This is a genomic window from Herbaspirillum sp. 1173, from assembly GCF_031455335.1.
Taxonomy (GTDB): domain Bacteria; phylum Pseudomonadota; class Gammaproteobacteria; order Burkholderiales; family Burkholderiaceae_D; genus Herbaspirillum; species Herbaspirillum huttiense.
The window spans coordinates 82895-98133 of record NZ_JAVDSP010000001.1 but is presented as its reverse complement, the minus strand read 5'-3'; the positions used below and the strand labels follow the sequence as shown (position 1 = coordinate 98133).

Below are 15239 nucleotides of genomic sequence, written 5' to 3'. Positions count from 1 at the left end.
GCTCAGGGATTCCACCAGGACGGCAGCGAGGCAAGCGCACCGAGATAAAAGGCGGTCTCGCTCAACTGTTGAACCGCGCCCAGGCAATCCCCGGTATAGCCGCCGAGGCGACGCCGGAAACGCGCGGCCAGCCAGAGCGTCGCCACGGCTGCCAGCACCACGCCGGCGGCAATGCGCTGCCAGGACATCATGCCCAGCGCGATCACCCCGATCACCGGCAGCACCGCAAACAAGGTCGCCAGCAGGAATTCGCCCTGCCCCATCTGCTGCGCCAGCGGCTTGACCTTGCCCTCTTCGCGCACGTATTCCATGCGCCAGATGAGACAAGTGGCCAGCCAGCGCGACAGCGGATGGGCCATCCCCAGCACGGCCAGCACCTGCAACGGCAGCAACGCCTGCAAGGCCGCCAGTTTGGCCAGCAACAGCGCGACGATACCGATCACGCCATAACTGCCCAGGCGCGAATCCCGCATGATCTCCAGCGCACGTTCACGGCTGACTGCACCACCGAGGCCATCGCAGACGTCGGCAAAACCATCCTCGTGGAAGGCGCCGGTGAGCCAGATCCCGGCTACAGTGGACAGCAGCACCGCCACCATCTGCGGCCAGAACTGCACGGCCAGCAGGTAGACCAGGGCGCAGGCCCAAGCCACGATCCAGCCGACCAGCGGGAAATAGCGCGTGGCATGTTGCAGCCAGTGCGGCTGGAAGCCCACCCAGCGCGGGATAGGAAGCCGTGTGAAGAATTGCAGCGCCGTGAAGAACAGGCGCACCTGGTACAGCGGGCCGTCGCTGCGGGGCGGTGGCGGTGATGTGAAGTCTTTTTCAGACATGCTTTTCGCTGACGCTGGCCGAGGAGAAGGTCGCCATGCGTTCCAGGAAATTGACCGCCGCACGCAGCAGCGGCAAGGCCAGTGCGGCGCCGGTGCCCTCGCCCAGGCGCAGGTCCAGCTGCATCAGGGGCGTGGCACCCAAGTACTGCAGCATGCGGCGATGGCCGGCCTCATCCGAGCAATGCGAGAACACGCAGTACTCCAGCACGGCCGGCTGCAAGGCGGCTGCCACCAGCAGCGCCGAGGTGACGATGAAGCCATCGATCAGTATTACCTTGCGGCGCTGTGCCGCACCGAGCATGGCCCCCGTCATGAAGGCGATCTCGAAGCCGCCCAGGGCCGCCAGTCGCTCCAGCGGTGCGCTCGCTTGCGCATGCAGGCGCAGCGCACGCGTCACCGCATCGGCCTTGCGGGCGACGCCTTGGGCATCGAGGCCGGTGCCGGCCCCGACGCACTCTTGCACCGGCACGCCCGTAAAGGCGGCCATCAATGCGGCGGCGGCAGTGGTATTGCCGATCCCCATTTCACCAAAGCCCAGTACATCGGCCTGCAACGATTCAGCGAACTGGAACCCGGCCTGCAGCGCAGCCTGGCATTGCTGCGCCGTCATCGCCGGGCCTTGGCAGAAGTTGGCGGTACCGGGGGCGATCTTGCGGTCCAGCAGGCCATCGCGCGGGCCGAAATCGTGATTGACGCCGGTATCGACGATATACAGCGCACATTCATTCTGGCGCGCGAAGATGTTGATCGCGGCACCTCCGGCCAGGAAGTTCTCCACCATCTGCCAGGTCACGCTTTGCGGGTAGGCCGAGACGCCTTCTGCGGTGACGCCATGGTCCCCGGCACAGACCACGATGGCACTCTGGCGCAGCACCGGATGGTCGCTGCCCTGGATCAGGCCGATCTGGCGCGCCAGGCGTTCCAGTGCACCCAGGCTGCCGAGAGGCTTGGTCTTGTCATTGATGCGCGCTTCCAGCCGGGCGGCCAGGCTGGCATCGAACGGGGAGGCAATGGCGGGAATCTGCATGAGAAAAGGCTCTGCGCCGCTGGCTGCGGCAGGATCAAGGGAGCGCCAGTATACGAGATCGCCGCTGGCTGCGGCAGGACAGATAACGGCGAGAACAAAAAGAAAGGGAGCCCGGAGGCTCCCTTGATGATGAGTGCAGCGTGTGTATACCTCAGGCCTTGGCTGCAGCGCGGTCGAGCACGCCGAAGATGGTCGAGGCCAGTTCATTGGCTTCGAACTTGGCAACGTAGGCATCACCGCCCACGCTCTTGACGTGGTCCTCGTTGGCCGAGCCGGACAGCGAGGAGTGGATGATGACCGGGATGTTCTTCAGGAAATCCTCGCGCTTGATGTTGCGGGTGAGCGTAAAACCATCCATTTCCGGCATTTCGAGGTCGGTCAGCACGAAGGAGATCTTGTCGGAAATCGGCTTGCCCTCGGCGCGTGCTTCCTTGGCCAGTTTCTGGATCTTGTCCCAGGCATCCTTGCCGGTGACATGCATCTCGAAGGGAATCTCCATGGCGCGCAAGCCCTGCTCGATGAGCGAACGGGCCACCTTGGAATCGTCGGCGGCAATGGCCACCGCACCGGGGCGCATGCCATGGCCGGCGCTCTTTTCCAGGTTTTCCATTTTCATGTTGCGGTCGCTGGGCATGATCTCGTGCAGGATCTGCTCCACGTCCAGCACCTGGGCCAGGCGGCTGGTGTCCTTGTCCTGGTCGAGGCGCGCGATGCTGGTGACGAAGGCGCCACCACTGCTGGTTTCCGCCGACAGGACCTGGCTCCATTCCAGGCGCACGATCTCGTCCACCGACTCGACCGCAAAGGCCTGCGTGCTGCGCGCGTATTCGGTGACCAGCAGGATGTTGAGGCCGGTCTTGGGCACACAGCCCACCACGGCCGGCAAGTCGATCACCGAAATGATCTGGCCGCGGATGTTGACCATGCCCAGCATCGGCGATTGCGTACCGGCCGCCTTGGTCACAGGCGGCATGGGCACGATTTCGCGGATCTTGAAGACGTTGATGCCAAACAGCTCGGAGCGCTCGCCATGTGGATCCGCCCCCAGACGGAACAACAGCAGCTCGAACTTGTTGGATGCGGTGAGATTGGTTCTTTCGTCAATCTCTTTCTGAAAATTGTCCATGCCCCCTCCCCCGGATGCAAATGATGGTGACAGGCGAAAAGCCTGACTCAGCAATGTAGTGGGGAAACATGGCCGTGGCAATCAGGCAATCGCCTATAGCCGACATTTTTGATTTTTGCCAATGCTGCGTATACCGAAATACCACGCTGGCCGCGCCAGGAGAGACGCACCGTCCCGCCTGGGCCGAAACGGCGGCACGGTGAGACTAAAAACAGGCGCGTAAACAATATGCAGCAGACGGGAGGAATGGCCGACGTGCCTGCAAGAAAAGCAGGAAATGCGGCGCAGAAATGAAAAGAGGAAGCCCGAAGGCTTCCTCTTTCAATTTGGAGCGGGAGAAGAGTCTCGAACTCTCGACCTATACCTTGGCAAGGTATCGCTCTACCAACTGAGCTACTCCCGCATGGGACTTTTACATCTACTGCCACAGGCTGCCGAAGCTGCCTGGTTTGAAACTGGAGCGGGAGAAGAGTCTCGAACTCTCGACCTATACCTTGGCAAGGTATCGCTCTACCAACTGAGCTACTCCCGCATGGGAACCACCACTTTACTGCTACAGGAAGCCGAAGCTGCCTGCCTTGAATCTGGAGCGGGAGAAGAGTCTCGAACTCTCGACCTATACCTTGGCAAGGTATCGCTCTACCAACTGAGCTACTCCCGCATGGAGCGTTTTGGAGGCGGGGGTCGGGATCGAACCGGCGTAGACGGCTTTGCAGGCCGCTGCATAACCACTTTGCTACCCCGCCTTGGGGACACGCATACTACCTAAAACACGTGTTGTTTGCAAACATCTTTTTTGACTTTTTTCGACTTGCGCCGCAGCCAAACTTTCAATGCTCGCTCACCTATCACAATAAAAAAAGGAAGCTTGTTCAGGCTTCCTTTTTTCCAAGTAACTTGGAGCGGGAGAAGAGTCTCGAACTCTCGACCTATACCTTGGCAAGGTATCGCTCTACCAACTGAGCTACTCCCGCATCGAAAACAGAACGCTATTATAAGGCAGCGTTGGCATTTGTCAACTATCGATCTTAATTATTTAATTATTTTTTTCTGTTCCCAGCATCGGCTTCCCTGATCATCGGCATCGCGCGGCGCAGGTAGTACAGCATCGACCATACCGTCAGCACCGCTGCCACCAGCAGCAGCAGGCTGCCCCACAGTCGCGTATCGATGAAGCCGAACAGGCTGTCGTAGTACAGCAGCATGGGGATGGCGATCATCTGTGCGGTGGTCTTGATCTTGCCCAGCGAACTGACCGCCACCGACTTGGAGGCACCGATCTGGGCCATCCATTCGCGCAGCGCCGAGATGGCGATCTCGCGGCCGATGATGATGAAGGCGATCACCGGATGCACGCGGTCCAGATGCACCAGCACCAGCAAGGCACCGGTGACCATGAGCTTGTCGGCCACCGGGTCGAGGAAGGCACCAAAGGCGGAGGTCTGGTTCCAGCGGCGCGCCAGGAAGCCATCGAACCAGTCGGTGGCGGCCGCGACGATGAACACGGCCGTGGCGGCGATGCCTTGCTCGTAGCGGTTCAGGCCAATCTCAGGGAGGTAGTAGACCCCGACGACCAGAGGAATGAGCGCCACCCGCAACCAGGTCAGCAGAATCGGAATATTGAAAGGCATACGTCTTGGAGGGTTGGAGCGGCGTACACGAAAAAAAATTTACCGAATAGTAGCAGAGTCGTCCCCTGCTGCGCCCGCCTTTACGTCAGCGCGCGCAGCAACGGGTCAGCCGAGTGAACGAACTCAGTGCAACTGGCGGTAGATTTCTTCGGCCAGCTGGCGCGAGATGCCTTCGACGGAAGCCAGGTCATCCACGCTGGCATCGACCACCCCGCGCAGGCCACCGAAGCGCACCAGCAGGCGCTGGCGGCGCTTGGCACCGATGCCCTCGATCTCTTCCAGGCGCGAGGTCTGGCGTGCCTTGGCGCGCTTGGCGCGCATGCCGGTGATGGCGAAGCGGTGCGCTTCGTCGCGGATCTGGGCGATCAGCATCAGTGCAGCCGATTCCTTGCCCAGTTCCTTGGGGGCGCGGCCATCGGCGAAGACCAGGGTTTCCAGGCCGACCTTGCGCCCTTCCCCCTTGGCTACGCCGACGATGAGACTGATGTCCAGACCCAGTTCGGTCAGCACCTGACGCGCCATCTCGACCTGGCCTTTGCCGCCGTCGATGAGGACGATATCCGGCATCACGCCTTCGCCATTGGCCACCTTTTCGTAGCGGCGCGTAAGTACCTGGCGCATGGCGGCATAGTCATCGCCGGGCGTGATGTCGTTGATGTTGTAGCGGCGATATTCACCGTTCTGCATCGCATGGTGATGGAACACGACGCACGAGGCTTGCGTGGCTTCACCTTGCGTGTGGCTGATGTCGAAGCATTCGGCGCGCAGTTCGTCCAGATCTTCACGTTCCAGCTCCAGCACTTCAGCCAGTGCACGCGTGCGGGCCTGTTGCGAGCCCTGCTCGGACAGCAGGCGCGCCAGTGCGATCTCGGCCCCCTTCGCGGCCATCTCAAGCCACTGGCGGCGCTGGCCCTGCGGCTGGAAGGTCAGCGTGATGCGGTGACCGCACTGCTCCATCAAGGCCATCATCAGCGCCGGATCATCGAACTCGGTACCCACGATGAGCGAGCCGGGAATGAACTTGTCGATGTAGTGCTGGGCCAGGAAGGCCTTGAGCACTTCAACCTCGATGCTCTCCTCGGCGGTATCCATCGCATCATCCACGTGCGTAGGGAAATAGGCGCGATCCCCGAGATGGCGGCCGCCGCGCACCATCGCCAGATTCACGCAGGCACGTCCGCCCTGCACCGTCACGGCGATGATGTCGATGTCGGCATCGCTGACCGTCTCCATGCTCTGCTGGTGCAGCACGCTGGAGAGTGAACCGATCTGGTCGCGCACGGCAGCGGCCTGCTCGAACTTCAGGTCGGCGGCGAAGGCGTGCATCTTCTGCTCCAGCGCTTCCATCACTTCGCTCTGGCGGCCGCGCAGGAATTTGGAGGCATTCTCCACGTCGAGCGCGTAATCCTCGCGACTGACCAGGTTCACGCAGGGACCGCTGCAGCGGTGGATCTGGTGCAGCAGGCAGGGCCGCGTGCGGTTGGTGAAGACGGTGTCTTCGCAGGTCCTCAGCAGGAACACCTTCTGCAGGATCTGTATCGATTCCTTCACGGCCCCGGCATTGGGGAACGGGCCGAAATACTGGCTGCGTTTGTCCACCGCGCCGCGATAGTAGGCCATGCGCGGGAAGGCGTGGCCGGTGATCTTCAGGTAGGGATAGGACTTGTCGTCGCGAAAGAGAATGTTGAAGCGCGGACGCAACGTCTTGATGAGATTGTTTTCCAGCAGCAGCGCTTCGGCCTCGCTGCGGGTGACCGTGGTTTCCAGACGCGCGATGCGCTCGACCATCATGGCGATGCGCGGGCTGGTCAGGGTCTTCTGGAAATAGCTGGAGACGCGCTTCTTGAGGTCGCGCGCCTTGCCCACGTAGAGCACGTTGTCTTCAGCGTCGAAGTAGCGATAGACACCCGGCAGGTGCGGCAGCCGGGCAACCGTCTCCAGCACGACTTCACGCGGGTCGGGGAGCGGAGATGCAGGAATTTCGGACATGAGCGAAAGCGAAGAACTTACAGCGACTGCACCAGCGCGCGGGCGGCCAGGTAGCGCGGATCGGCTTGCAGCGCATCCCAGGCCAGCGCCTCGCCACAGGGCAGCAAGGTCGCGCGGCGCGCGGCAGAGGCAGCGTCGGTGCCACCATGCAGACCGGCGAGAATGGCATCGGCCTTGTCCGGCGAATTGCAGATCAGCGCCACATCGCAGCCTGCATCCAGTGCCGCCTGTGCCGCCTGCAGCGGACCACCGGCGACACTGGCACCGTGCATGCTGAGGTCGTCACTGAAGATCACCCCCTGGAAGCCGAAGCGCTCGCGCAGCATCGACAGCCAGACCTTGGAGAAACCGGCCGGTTGCGCATCCACCTTGGGGTAGATGACGTGCGCCGGCATCACGGCGGCCAGGCTCATGCCCAGCCAATCATAAGGGGTGGCATCGTCGCCGAGGATCTCATCGAGGCCGCGTTCATCGACCGGAATGGCCACGTGAGAGTCGGCCGTGACGAAACCATGGCCGGGGAAATGCTTGCCGCAATTGGCCATGCCTGCCAGCGCCAGGCCGTGATTGAGGCTCTTGGCCATGAGCGTGACCACGCGCGGATCGCGATGAAACGAACGGTCGCCGATGACGCTGGAGACGCCGTAATCCAGATCGAGCACCGGGGTGAACGACAGGTCGATGCCACAGGCGCGCAGTTCGGCGGCCAGCACGAAGCCGGTGGCCGTGGCCACCTTGGTGGCTTGCAGCACGTCGCGATCCCAGAGCTGGCCGAGCTGGCCCATGGCCGGCAGACGCGTAAAACCATCGGTGCGGAAACGCTGCACGCGGCCGCCTTCGTGGTCCACGGCGATCAGGATGCCGGGACGCGCCTGGCGAATGGCATCGGTCAGCGCAACCAGCTGCGCACGGTTTTCATAGTTGCGGGCAAACAGGATGACCCCGCCCGTCAGCGGGTGCTGGAGGCGCGCGATATCGGCGGCGTCCAGCGTGGTGCCGACCACGTCCAGCATCACCGGACCGAGCGGCTTGACGGCTTGATTCATGACTTCTCCACGATGACAAAGGCGACGGCGTATTCCACTTCGTCGGTGACGGAAACCTGGGCGCTCAGCCCCTGCTCTTCCATCCATTCTTGCAAGGCGCCGCTGCAGACCACCACCGGCTTGCCGCTGGGCGCGTTCAATACCTGCATGGCGCGCCAGGTCATGGGCATGCGCATGCCCATGCCGATGGCCTTGGAAAAGGCTTCCTTGGCGGCGAAGCGGGTGGCCAGGAAACGCACACCGCGCGCTTCCACCTTGGCTTTGCGGCGCAGATATTTTTCCATTTCCTGCGGGCCCAGGATCTTGGCGGCGAAGCGGTCGCCGTGACGTCCCAGGGTCGCCTCCAGGCGCGAGATCTGGAGGATGTCGGTACCGATGCCGTAGATCATGCGGCGCGCCTCAAACCTTGGCCTTCAGGACGTCCAGGCGGGCCTTGACCATGATGGCCTTCATCTCGGAGACCGCATTGCGCCAGCCGGCAAAGACCGCATGGGCGACCACGGCGTGGCCGATGTTGAGTTCAGCGATCTCGGGGATGGCGGCGATGGCCTGGACGTTGGTGTAATGCAGCCCGTGGCCGGCATTGACCTTCAGGCCGAGCTTGACGCCAGCCTGCACGGCGATGCGGATGCGCTCCAGCTCTTCCTGCTGTTCACGCTCGCTGGTGGCATCGGCATAACGGCCGGTATGAAGTTCGATGACGGGGGCGCCCGATTCTGCGGCGGCCTGGATCTGCTCCACATCCGGATCAATGAACAAAGAGACGCGAATGCTCTCCTGCTGCAACTGGCGGATCGCCGCCTGCACGTCGGCAAAATGGCCGCGCACGTCCAGGCCGCCTTCGGTGGTGACTTCGGTGCGCTTCTCCGGCACCAGGCAGACATCCTGCGGCTGGATGCCACAGGCGAAATCGATCATCTCTTTCGTGACAGCGGCTTCGAGGTTCATGCGCGTCTGCAGCAGCGGACGAATGGCCTTGACGTCTTCATCGCGGATGTGGCGACGGTCTTCACGCAGGTGCAGGGTGATCGCATCGGCACCAGCCTCCTCGGCTTCCAGCGCGGCGCGGATGGGATCGGGGTAACGAGTGCCGCGCGCATTGCGCAAGGTGGCGACGTGATCGATGTTGATGCCCAGGTCGATGACCGGGCCGGCAGGCTGCAGGAAACTCATGGTGTCAGGAAGCTTCGTTGGAATGATGTCGGGATGTGCTCAAGGCTGCACGTGAAGAACCGTGCAGCCAGTTCCGGATTGTAGCGGCTCGGGATCGCACGCGGGAACAGACGGGATCAATTGGCAGCATGTTCTGGCCCGCGGCAGAGGAGCCGCCGCGCATCACAGCTGCATCAGGTCGATCAGGATCTGGCGCGTGTTCAGCTGCGCACCGCCCAGGTGATGCGACAGCAGGTAGCGCATCAGGAACTTGCTCTGCAATTGCGTGGTGGGGTCGCTGTAGTCTTCGCGCTCCATGTCCAGCAGCGTCTTGCCGGAGACCTTGGGGGCACGATCGGAAATGCGTTCAGGACGCGTGCCCTGCTCCGGATCGACGACGTAGATGCCATCGGGCTGCACGGTCTTGCCGCTGGTCACGCAATGGCTCCAGTTGCCGGCCACGCCGGTCTGCTTCAACAGGATGCGTTCGAACTGGCGCAGCACGATGGGAGCATTTTCGCCATGGGCCAGCTTGTTGAGGGTGGCCACGTAATGGTCGAACAGCGCCGGGTGCGCATCTTCGCGCGCCAGCAGCTTGACCAGCAATTCATTGAGGTAGAAACCGCACAGCAGCGCTGATTTTTCCAGCGGCAGCAGACCGCCTACCCATTCGGCATCGGTCAGCGTGCGCACTTCGGACTTGCCGCTCCACGACAGCGACAGCGGCTGGAAGGTCTGCAAGGCTCCACGCAGTTTGGAATGCGGACGCTTGGCCCCCTTGGCCACCAAGGCGATACGGCCGTGATCCCGGGAGAACACGTCGATGATCAGGCTGGTTTCCTTGTAGGGATAGCTGTGCAGCACGAAGCCCGGCTGCGCCAGGACCTTGTGCTCCTTCTCCGGCACCGTGCGGCTGCGCGCACGGGGCACAGCCGGCTTGCGCGCCGGGGCCTTGGCCGGTGCCTGGGGCGCGACCGGCGCGGCCGGATCAGCTACCTGGCCGTCGAGCTGGGGTTCGTTGAGCATGGTGGTCATGGATATCCGTCCTGAATGCGTGAAGCCACGTCGTTGGGGCGCGGCGTAATGCCATGATTATGCAGGGATTGCGCGCAGCCCGCAGAAGGCCGCACGCGGGCTCACTCGTAGCCGTAGGCGCGCAGGCCGGCTTCGTTGTCGGCCCAGCCCGATTTGACCTTGACCCAGATCTCCAGATAGACCGGACCACCGAAGAGGCGCTCCATGTCCAGGCGCGCCTGCGTGGAAATTTCCTTCAGGCGGGCGCCCTTCTGGCCGATCACCATGGCCTTGTGGGTGTCGCGCTCGACCAGGATGGCCGCGAAGATGCGGCGCAGGTTGCCTTCCTGCTCGAACTTCTCGATCAGGACCGTGCTGGTGTAGGGCAATTCTTCACCGACGAAGCGGAACACCTTCTCCCGCACGATTTCGGAGGCCAGGAATTTCTCGCTGCGGTCGGTGATGTCGTCTTCGTCGAACATCGGCGGATTCTGCGGCAGCAGCTTGCGCACTTCTTCCTGCAGGCGATCAAGCTGGAAGCGCTGCTTGGCCGAGACCGGCACCACAGCCGCAAAATCATGGTGCGAAGCCACTTCGCGGGCGAAGGGCATGAGCGTGGTTTTGTCCTTGTTGCGATCCGCCTTGTTCAGCACCAGGATGCAGGGCACGTTGGCCGGCAGGAGATCGAGCACCTGCTTGTCAGCCGGGCCGAAGGTACCGGCTTCGATCACGAACAGGATCACGTCCGACGCCGTCAGGGTATTGGTGACGGTGCGGTTCAGGGTCTTGTTCAGGGCATTGCTGTGACGCGTCTGGAAGCCCGGCGTGTCGACGTAGACATACTGGGTATTCTCGATGGTCTGGATGCCGGTGATGCGGTGGCGCGTGGTCTGGGCCTTGCGCGAAGTGATGCTGACCTTGGCGCCGACCAGCACGTTCATGAGGGTCGACTTGCCAACGTTGGGACGACCGACGATGGCGATGTAGCCGCAACGGTAATCGCTCTCGGGGGTCTGCGCCGATGCGTCATCGGCCATGGGGGAATCTGTCATGCTGTTCTGGATTGCGAGGCGGATGAAGCCGCCGAAATGGGTTCTGCTGCGGCCGTTTCAGTGCGGTCGCCGGTGGTCTTGCCTTCGTTGCGCGCCGCAACCGGCGCACCCTTCTGTTCCTTGGGTTCCTTCTGCTCCTTGGCTGGCTTGGCAGGCTTGCTGCCATTGGCCGTCGAGGCGTCGGGACGATTGCCCTTGCCCGCATCGTGTTCGGGGGCATCCGGCTGGATGGTGGCAATGCCGGCCAGTTTCAGCTGGGTGGTGCGAGCACGCGGCTTGCGGCCGGCAGACGGCGTTTTGGCCAGTGCCAGTTGCACCGCTTCCAGGGCCAGCTTGGCGGCGGCCTGTTCGCCGGCGCGGCGGCTGCCGCCGGTACCGAAGACCTGGATGTCCAGCTTGGGTACCAGGCATTCGATCTCGAATTCCTGGCTGTGGGCCGCACCATGGGTGGCGATGACGTTGTACTGCGGCAGCGGGATCTTCTTGCCCTGCAAAAACTCCTGCAGCAGGGTCTTGGCATCCTTGCCCAGGGTCTTGGGATCGACGTGTTCCAGTACCGGGACATAGAGCGAGCGAATCACCGCACGCGCTGCCTCGAAACCGGAATCCAGGAAGATCGCGCCAAAGAGCGCCTCCAGCGTATCGGCCAGGATCGAGGGACGGCGGAAGCCGCCGGATTTGAGTTCGCCTTCACCCAGGCGCAGGAACTGCGAGAGCTCCAGCCGCTGGGCGATTTCATACAGGGATTGCTGCTTGACCAGGTTGGCGCGCAGGCGCGAGAGGTCGCCTTCGTCGATCTTGTCGTAGCGTTCGAAGAGCAGCGAGGCCACCACGCAGTTCAGCACCGAATCGCCGAGGAATTCCAGCCGCTCGTTATGCAAGGCGCTATGGCTACGGTGGGTCAAGGCCTGCTGCAGGAGCGAAGCATCCTTGAATGGGTGGCCTAGCCGTTGTTGCAAGAGTTGAGGATCCATTTTTTCATCCGTCATTCAGTCTGCCGCCCCGATACGCGCAGTGGCGCGTGGATCGGGGATTACCAGCCTGACCAGTCAGCGGGATCGGTTCAAAGCAAAGCTGAAAACTGCTCCGGGTCTGCCTCCACAATGCAAAGTTGCCAATTGGAAACTGCAGAAACTGCGCAAGCTGCTGGACCAGGATGCGGCGCGCTCTCAGTGGAAGCTGCCGATCCGCTTGATATCGCCCAGGTTCATCCAGACAAAGAAGGCCTTGCCGACGATGTTCTGGTCCGGCACGAAGCCCCAGTAGCGACTGTCGAGGCTGTTGTCCCGGTTGTCGCCCATCATGAAATATTCACCCGGCGGCACCGTGCAGGCGAAACCTTCGGCGTTGTAGGTGCACAGCTCATGATGCGGGAAGGCATCGGGATTGGGCACGAAGTTGGGAGCACGCTCATCAGTGAGAATCTTGTGCTCCACGCCGGTCAGGTTTTCCTGCCATTGCTTATAGTACGTCAGATTTTCGTCATCCAGATAATCCGGCAGCGCTTTGTAAGAAATTTGTTCACCATTAACCGTTAAGCGCTTGTTTTTATAGACTATTTTATCACCAGGCACGCCCACCACGCGCTTGATGTAGTCCACCGACATGTCCTTCGGGTACTTGAAGACCATGACGTCGCCGCGCTGCGGCTGGTTCACTTCGATGATCTTCTTGTTGATGATGGGCAGGCGGATACCGTAGGTGAATTTGTTCACCAGGATCAGGTCGCCCACCAGCAGCGTCGGCACCATCGAGCTGGACGGGATCTTGAACGGTTCATACAGGAAGGAGCGCAGGCAGAACACCAGCGCGATCACCGGGAAGAAGCTGCCGGAATATTCGATCCAGGCCGGCTGCTTCAGGTGGCGCGCCTGCAGGTCGGCACGGGCGGTGGCGACGGTACCGTCACGCTTGACGCCTTGCGCCTGGTCGCGCGCGACAGCGGCGTCGAACTCGGCCAGGGCGGCGTCGGCGCGGGCGCGGCGCTGCTTGGAGAGGAAGAAGGTGTCGGCGAACCAGATCACGCCGGTCACCAGCATCAGCACGAACAGAATGAGTGCGAAGTTGCCCAACAAAGCCTGCATGTTATTTATCGTCCACTTGTAAGATTGCCAGGAATGCTTCCTGCGGAATTTCGACCGAGCCCACCTGCTTCATGCGCTTCTTGCCGGCCTTCTGCTTTTCCAGCAGCTTGCGCTTGCGGGAGATGTCGCCGCCGTAGCACTTGGCCAGCACGTTCTTGCGCATGGCCTTGACGTTTTCGCGCGAGATGATGGTCGCACCAATGGCCGCCTGGATCGCCACATCGAACATCTGGCGCGGGATCAACTCACGCATCTTGGCCGCCACCTGGCGACCGCGGATCTGGGCTGCGGCACGGTGCACGATGATGGCCAGCGCATCGACCTTTTCGCTGTTGATCAGCATGTCGACCTTGACCACGTCTGCCGCACGGTATTCCTTGAACTCGTAGTCCATGGAGGCATAGCCGCGCGAGGTGGACTTCAGGCGATCGAAGAAGTCCAGCACGATCTCGGCCATCGGCATTTCATAGGTCAGTTGCACCTGCTTGCCGTGATAGCTCATGTTCATCTGGATGCCGCGCTTCTGCGTGCACAGGGTGATGACCGAGCCTACGTATTCCTGCGGCATGTACAGGTTGACGGTGACGATGGGTTCGCGGATTTCCTCAATCTTGGACACTTCCGGCATCTTGGACGGATTGTCCACCATCAGCATGGTGCCGTCGCGCTGCTGCACTTCGTACACCACCGTCGGCGCGGTGGTGATGAGGTCCATGTCGAACTCGCGCTCCAGCCGTTCCTGCACGATTTCCATGTGCAGCAGGCCCAGGAAGCCGCAGCGGAAGCCGAAGCCCAGCGCCTGCGAGACTTCCGGCTCATACATCAGGGCGGCGTCATTGAGCTTCAATTTTTCCAGCGAATCGCGCAGGGCGTCGTACTGGTTGGCTTCTACCGGGAACAGGCCCGCAAACACCTGCGGCTGCACTTCCTTGAAGCCGGGCAGCGGTGCCGGGGCCGGCTTGCCAGCCAAGGTGATAGTGTCGCCCACGCGCGCGGACTTCAGTTCCTTGATGCCGGCGATGACGAAACCGACCTGCCCTGCCGTCAGGGAGTCGCGTGATTGCGACTTGGGCGTGAACACGCCAATGCTTTCGGTCAGGTACTGGGTCTCGGTGGCCATCAGCAGGATCTTGTCCTTGGGACGCAAGGTGCCATTGACGATGCGCACCAGCATGACCACGCCGACGTAGTTGTCGAACCAGGAATCGATGATCAGCGCCTGCAGCGGTGCATCCGGGTCACCCTTGGGGGCCGGCACCTTGGCCACGATGGCTTCGAGCACGTCTTCCACGCCCAGGCCGGTCTTGGCCGAGCAGGGAGTGGCGTCGGAGGCGTCGATGCCGATCACGTCTTCGATCTCGCTCTTGGCGTTGTCAGGATCAGCGGAGGGCAGGTCGATCTTGTTCAAGACCGGCACCACTTCCACGCCCAGGTCCAGGGCGGTGTAGCAGTTGGCCACCGTCTGCGCTTCCACGCCTTGGGAGGCGTCGACCACCAGCAGCGCGCCTTCGCAGGCCGACAGCGAGCGCGAGACTTCATAGCTGAAGTCGACGTGACCCGGGGTGTCGATCAGGTTGAGGTTGTAGATCTGGCCATCCTTGGCCTTGTAGGCCAGGGCTGCGGTCTGGGCCTTGATGGTGATGCCGCGCTCGCGCTCGATATCCATCGAATCCAGCACCTGGGCTTCCATCTCGCGGTTGGACAAGCCCCCGCACAACTGGATGATGCGGTCGGCGAGCGTGGACTTGCCGTGATCGATGTGGGCGATGATCGAGAAATTACGGATATTGTTCATTAACAGACTGGAAACGATGAAAAAAGGCGCTCTGTAGCGGGCTTTGCCCAGCCGAGCGCCTTTGCAACAGCTTATTCGACCCGGCATTTTACCGGAATTCACAGGGACAAGCCCGACTTTCCGGTGCCAGGCCGCGCAGCCGGACCTGGCTGCGACAACACAACTTATTTCATTTCAACAACAAACGTCTGCAGGCGCGCCTTATCCAGATGGTAATGACACAACTCCTGCCATTGGCCATCGCGCCCCTGCCCCATCAACACCGGCACCAGCTCGTCGTAACGCGCCACCAGCGCCTCATCGGCGTCCACATCGACCATCTCGATGTCGGCCGGGATCTCGCCCAGTGCTTGGCGCAAGGCGTCACGCAGGTCTTCGCACAGGTGGCAGTAGCTGCGCGAATAGATGATGAAGTGCAAGGCTTGCCCTGCGGCTGAGGGCGAAGAAGGGGTGGTCATAGGCTCATATGAAAGTTTCTTCCCTCAGCCCG

At 61.9% G+C, this 15239-nt stretch carries 14 protein-coding genes and 5 tRNA genes; all 19 read right to left on the bottom strand.

The window, feature by feature from the left end; all coding sequences use genetic code 11:
* Nucleotides 1-2: 2 nt before the first annotated feature.
* The 19 genes from J2X56_RS00490 to J2X56_RS00400 all read right to left on the bottom strand — a co-directional run bounded on the left by J2X56_RS00490 (nucleotide 3) and on the right by J2X56_RS00400 (nucleotide 15207).
* Nucleotides 3-833 carry an adenosylcobinamide-GDP ribazoletransferase gene (locus tag J2X56_RS00490; protein WP_121039574.1) on the bottom strand — a complete coding sequence of 277 codons (831 nt, stop codon included), beginning with the start codon at nucleotides 831-833 and terminating at the stop codon, nucleotides 3-5.
* Entirely contained in the window at nucleotides 826-1860 is a 1035-nt protein-coding gene (gene cobT, locus J2X56_RS00485; protein ID WP_121039571.1) for a nicotinate-nucleotide--dimethylbenzimidazole phosphoribosyltransferase, read from the bottom strand. Before cobT ends, J2X56_RS00490 begins: the two co-directional genes overlap by 8 nt.
* A gap of 151 nt (nucleotides 1861-2011) precedes the next feature.
* Nucleotides 2012-2986 carry a chemotaxis protein gene (locus J2X56_RS00480; protein ID WP_121039568.1) on the bottom strand — a complete coding sequence of 325 codons (975 nt, stop codon included), beginning with the start codon at nucleotides 2984-2986 and terminating at the stop codon, nucleotides 2012-2014.
* A gap of 327 nt (nucleotides 2987-3313) precedes the next feature.
* Nucleotides 3314-3389 (bottom strand) — tRNA-Gly (locus tag J2X56_RS00475).
* A gap of 53 nt (nucleotides 3390-3442) precedes the next feature.
* A tRNA-Gly gene (locus J2X56_RS00470) sits at nucleotides 3443-3518 on the bottom strand.
* 53 nt (nucleotides 3519-3571) lie between these two features.
* Nucleotides 3572-3647 (bottom strand) — tRNA-Gly (locus J2X56_RS00465).
* 11 nt (nucleotides 3648-3658) lie between these two features.
* Nucleotides 3659-3732, bottom strand: a tRNA-Cys gene (locus J2X56_RS00460).
* 152 nt (nucleotides 3733-3884) lie between these two features.
* Nucleotides 3885-3960: transfer RNA gene (locus J2X56_RS00455), tRNA-Gly, on the bottom strand.
* A gap of 66 nt (nucleotides 3961-4026) precedes the next feature.
* Nucleotides 4027-4617: a CDP-diacylglycerol--glycerol-3-phosphate 3-phosphatidyltransferase gene (gene pgsA, locus J2X56_RS00450; protein WP_039786370.1), complete on the bottom strand. Its 591-nt coding sequence runs from the start codon at nucleotides 4615-4617 to the stop codon at nucleotides 4027-4029.
* Nucleotides 4618-4740: 123 nt separating this feature from the next.
* Nucleotides 4741-6606 (bottom strand): excinuclease ABC subunit UvrC, encoded by a 1866-nt coding sequence (uvrC, locus tag J2X56_RS00445; RefSeq protein ID WP_209569123.1) that lies wholly within the window; start codon nucleotides 6604-6606, stop codon nucleotides 4741-4743.
* A gap of 17 nt (nucleotides 6607-6623) precedes the next feature.
* A complete protein-coding gene (gene nagZ, locus J2X56_RS00440; protein ID WP_204725368.1) occupies nucleotides 6624-7652 on the bottom strand; it encodes a beta-N-acetylhexosaminidase in 1029 nt (342 codons plus the stop codon).
* A complete protein-coding gene (acpS, locus tag J2X56_RS00435) occupies nucleotides 7649-8041 on the bottom strand; it encodes a holo-ACP synthase (RefSeq protein ID WP_088753669.1) in 393 nt (130 codons plus the stop codon). Before acpS ends, nagZ begins: the two co-directional genes overlap by 4 nt.
* A gap of 10 nt (nucleotides 8042-8051) precedes the next feature.
* Nucleotides 8052-8825 (bottom strand): pyridoxine 5'-phosphate synthase, encoded by a 774-nt coding sequence (gene pdxJ / locus J2X56_RS00430; RefSeq protein ID WP_121039559.1) that lies wholly within the window; start codon nucleotides 8823-8825, stop codon nucleotides 8052-8054.
* A gap of 162 nt (nucleotides 8826-8987) precedes the next feature.
* Nucleotides 8988-9839: a DNA repair protein RecO gene (gene recO, locus J2X56_RS00425; protein WP_310157238.1), complete on the bottom strand. Its 852-nt coding sequence runs from the start codon at nucleotides 9837-9839 to the stop codon at nucleotides 8988-8990.
* A gap of 101 nt (nucleotides 9840-9940) precedes the next feature.
* Nucleotides 9941-10870: a GTPase Era gene (gene era, locus J2X56_RS00420; RefSeq protein ID WP_088753666.1), complete on the bottom strand. Its 930-nt coding sequence runs from the start codon at nucleotides 10868-10870 to the stop codon at nucleotides 9941-9943.
* A complete protein-coding gene (gene rnc / locus J2X56_RS00415; RefSeq protein ID WP_121039553.1) occupies nucleotides 10867-11844 on the bottom strand; it encodes a ribonuclease III in 978 nt (325 codons plus the stop codon). Before rnc ends, era begins: the two co-directional genes overlap by 4 nt.
* A gap of 195 nt (nucleotides 11845-12039) precedes the next feature.
* Nucleotides 12040-12954 carry a signal peptidase I gene (gene lepB / locus J2X56_RS00410; protein WP_121039550.1) on the bottom strand — a complete coding sequence of 305 codons (915 nt, stop codon included), beginning with the start codon at nucleotides 12952-12954 and terminating at the stop codon, nucleotides 12040-12042.
* Between the two features lies 1 nt (nucleotide 12955).
* Complete coding sequence (gene lepA / locus J2X56_RS00405; protein WP_121039547.1) at nucleotides 12956-14749, bottom strand: translation elongation factor 4; 1794 nt, start codon at nucleotides 14747-14749, stop codon at nucleotides 12956-12958.
* A 164-nt stretch (nucleotides 14750-14913) separates the two neighbouring features.
* On the bottom strand, nucleotides 14914-15207 hold the full coding sequence (locus J2X56_RS00400; protein ID WP_121039544.1) for a glutaredoxin family protein: 294 nt from the start codon (nucleotides 15205-15207) through the stop codon (nucleotides 14914-14916).
* Nucleotides 15208-15239: the final 32 nt, after the last annotated feature.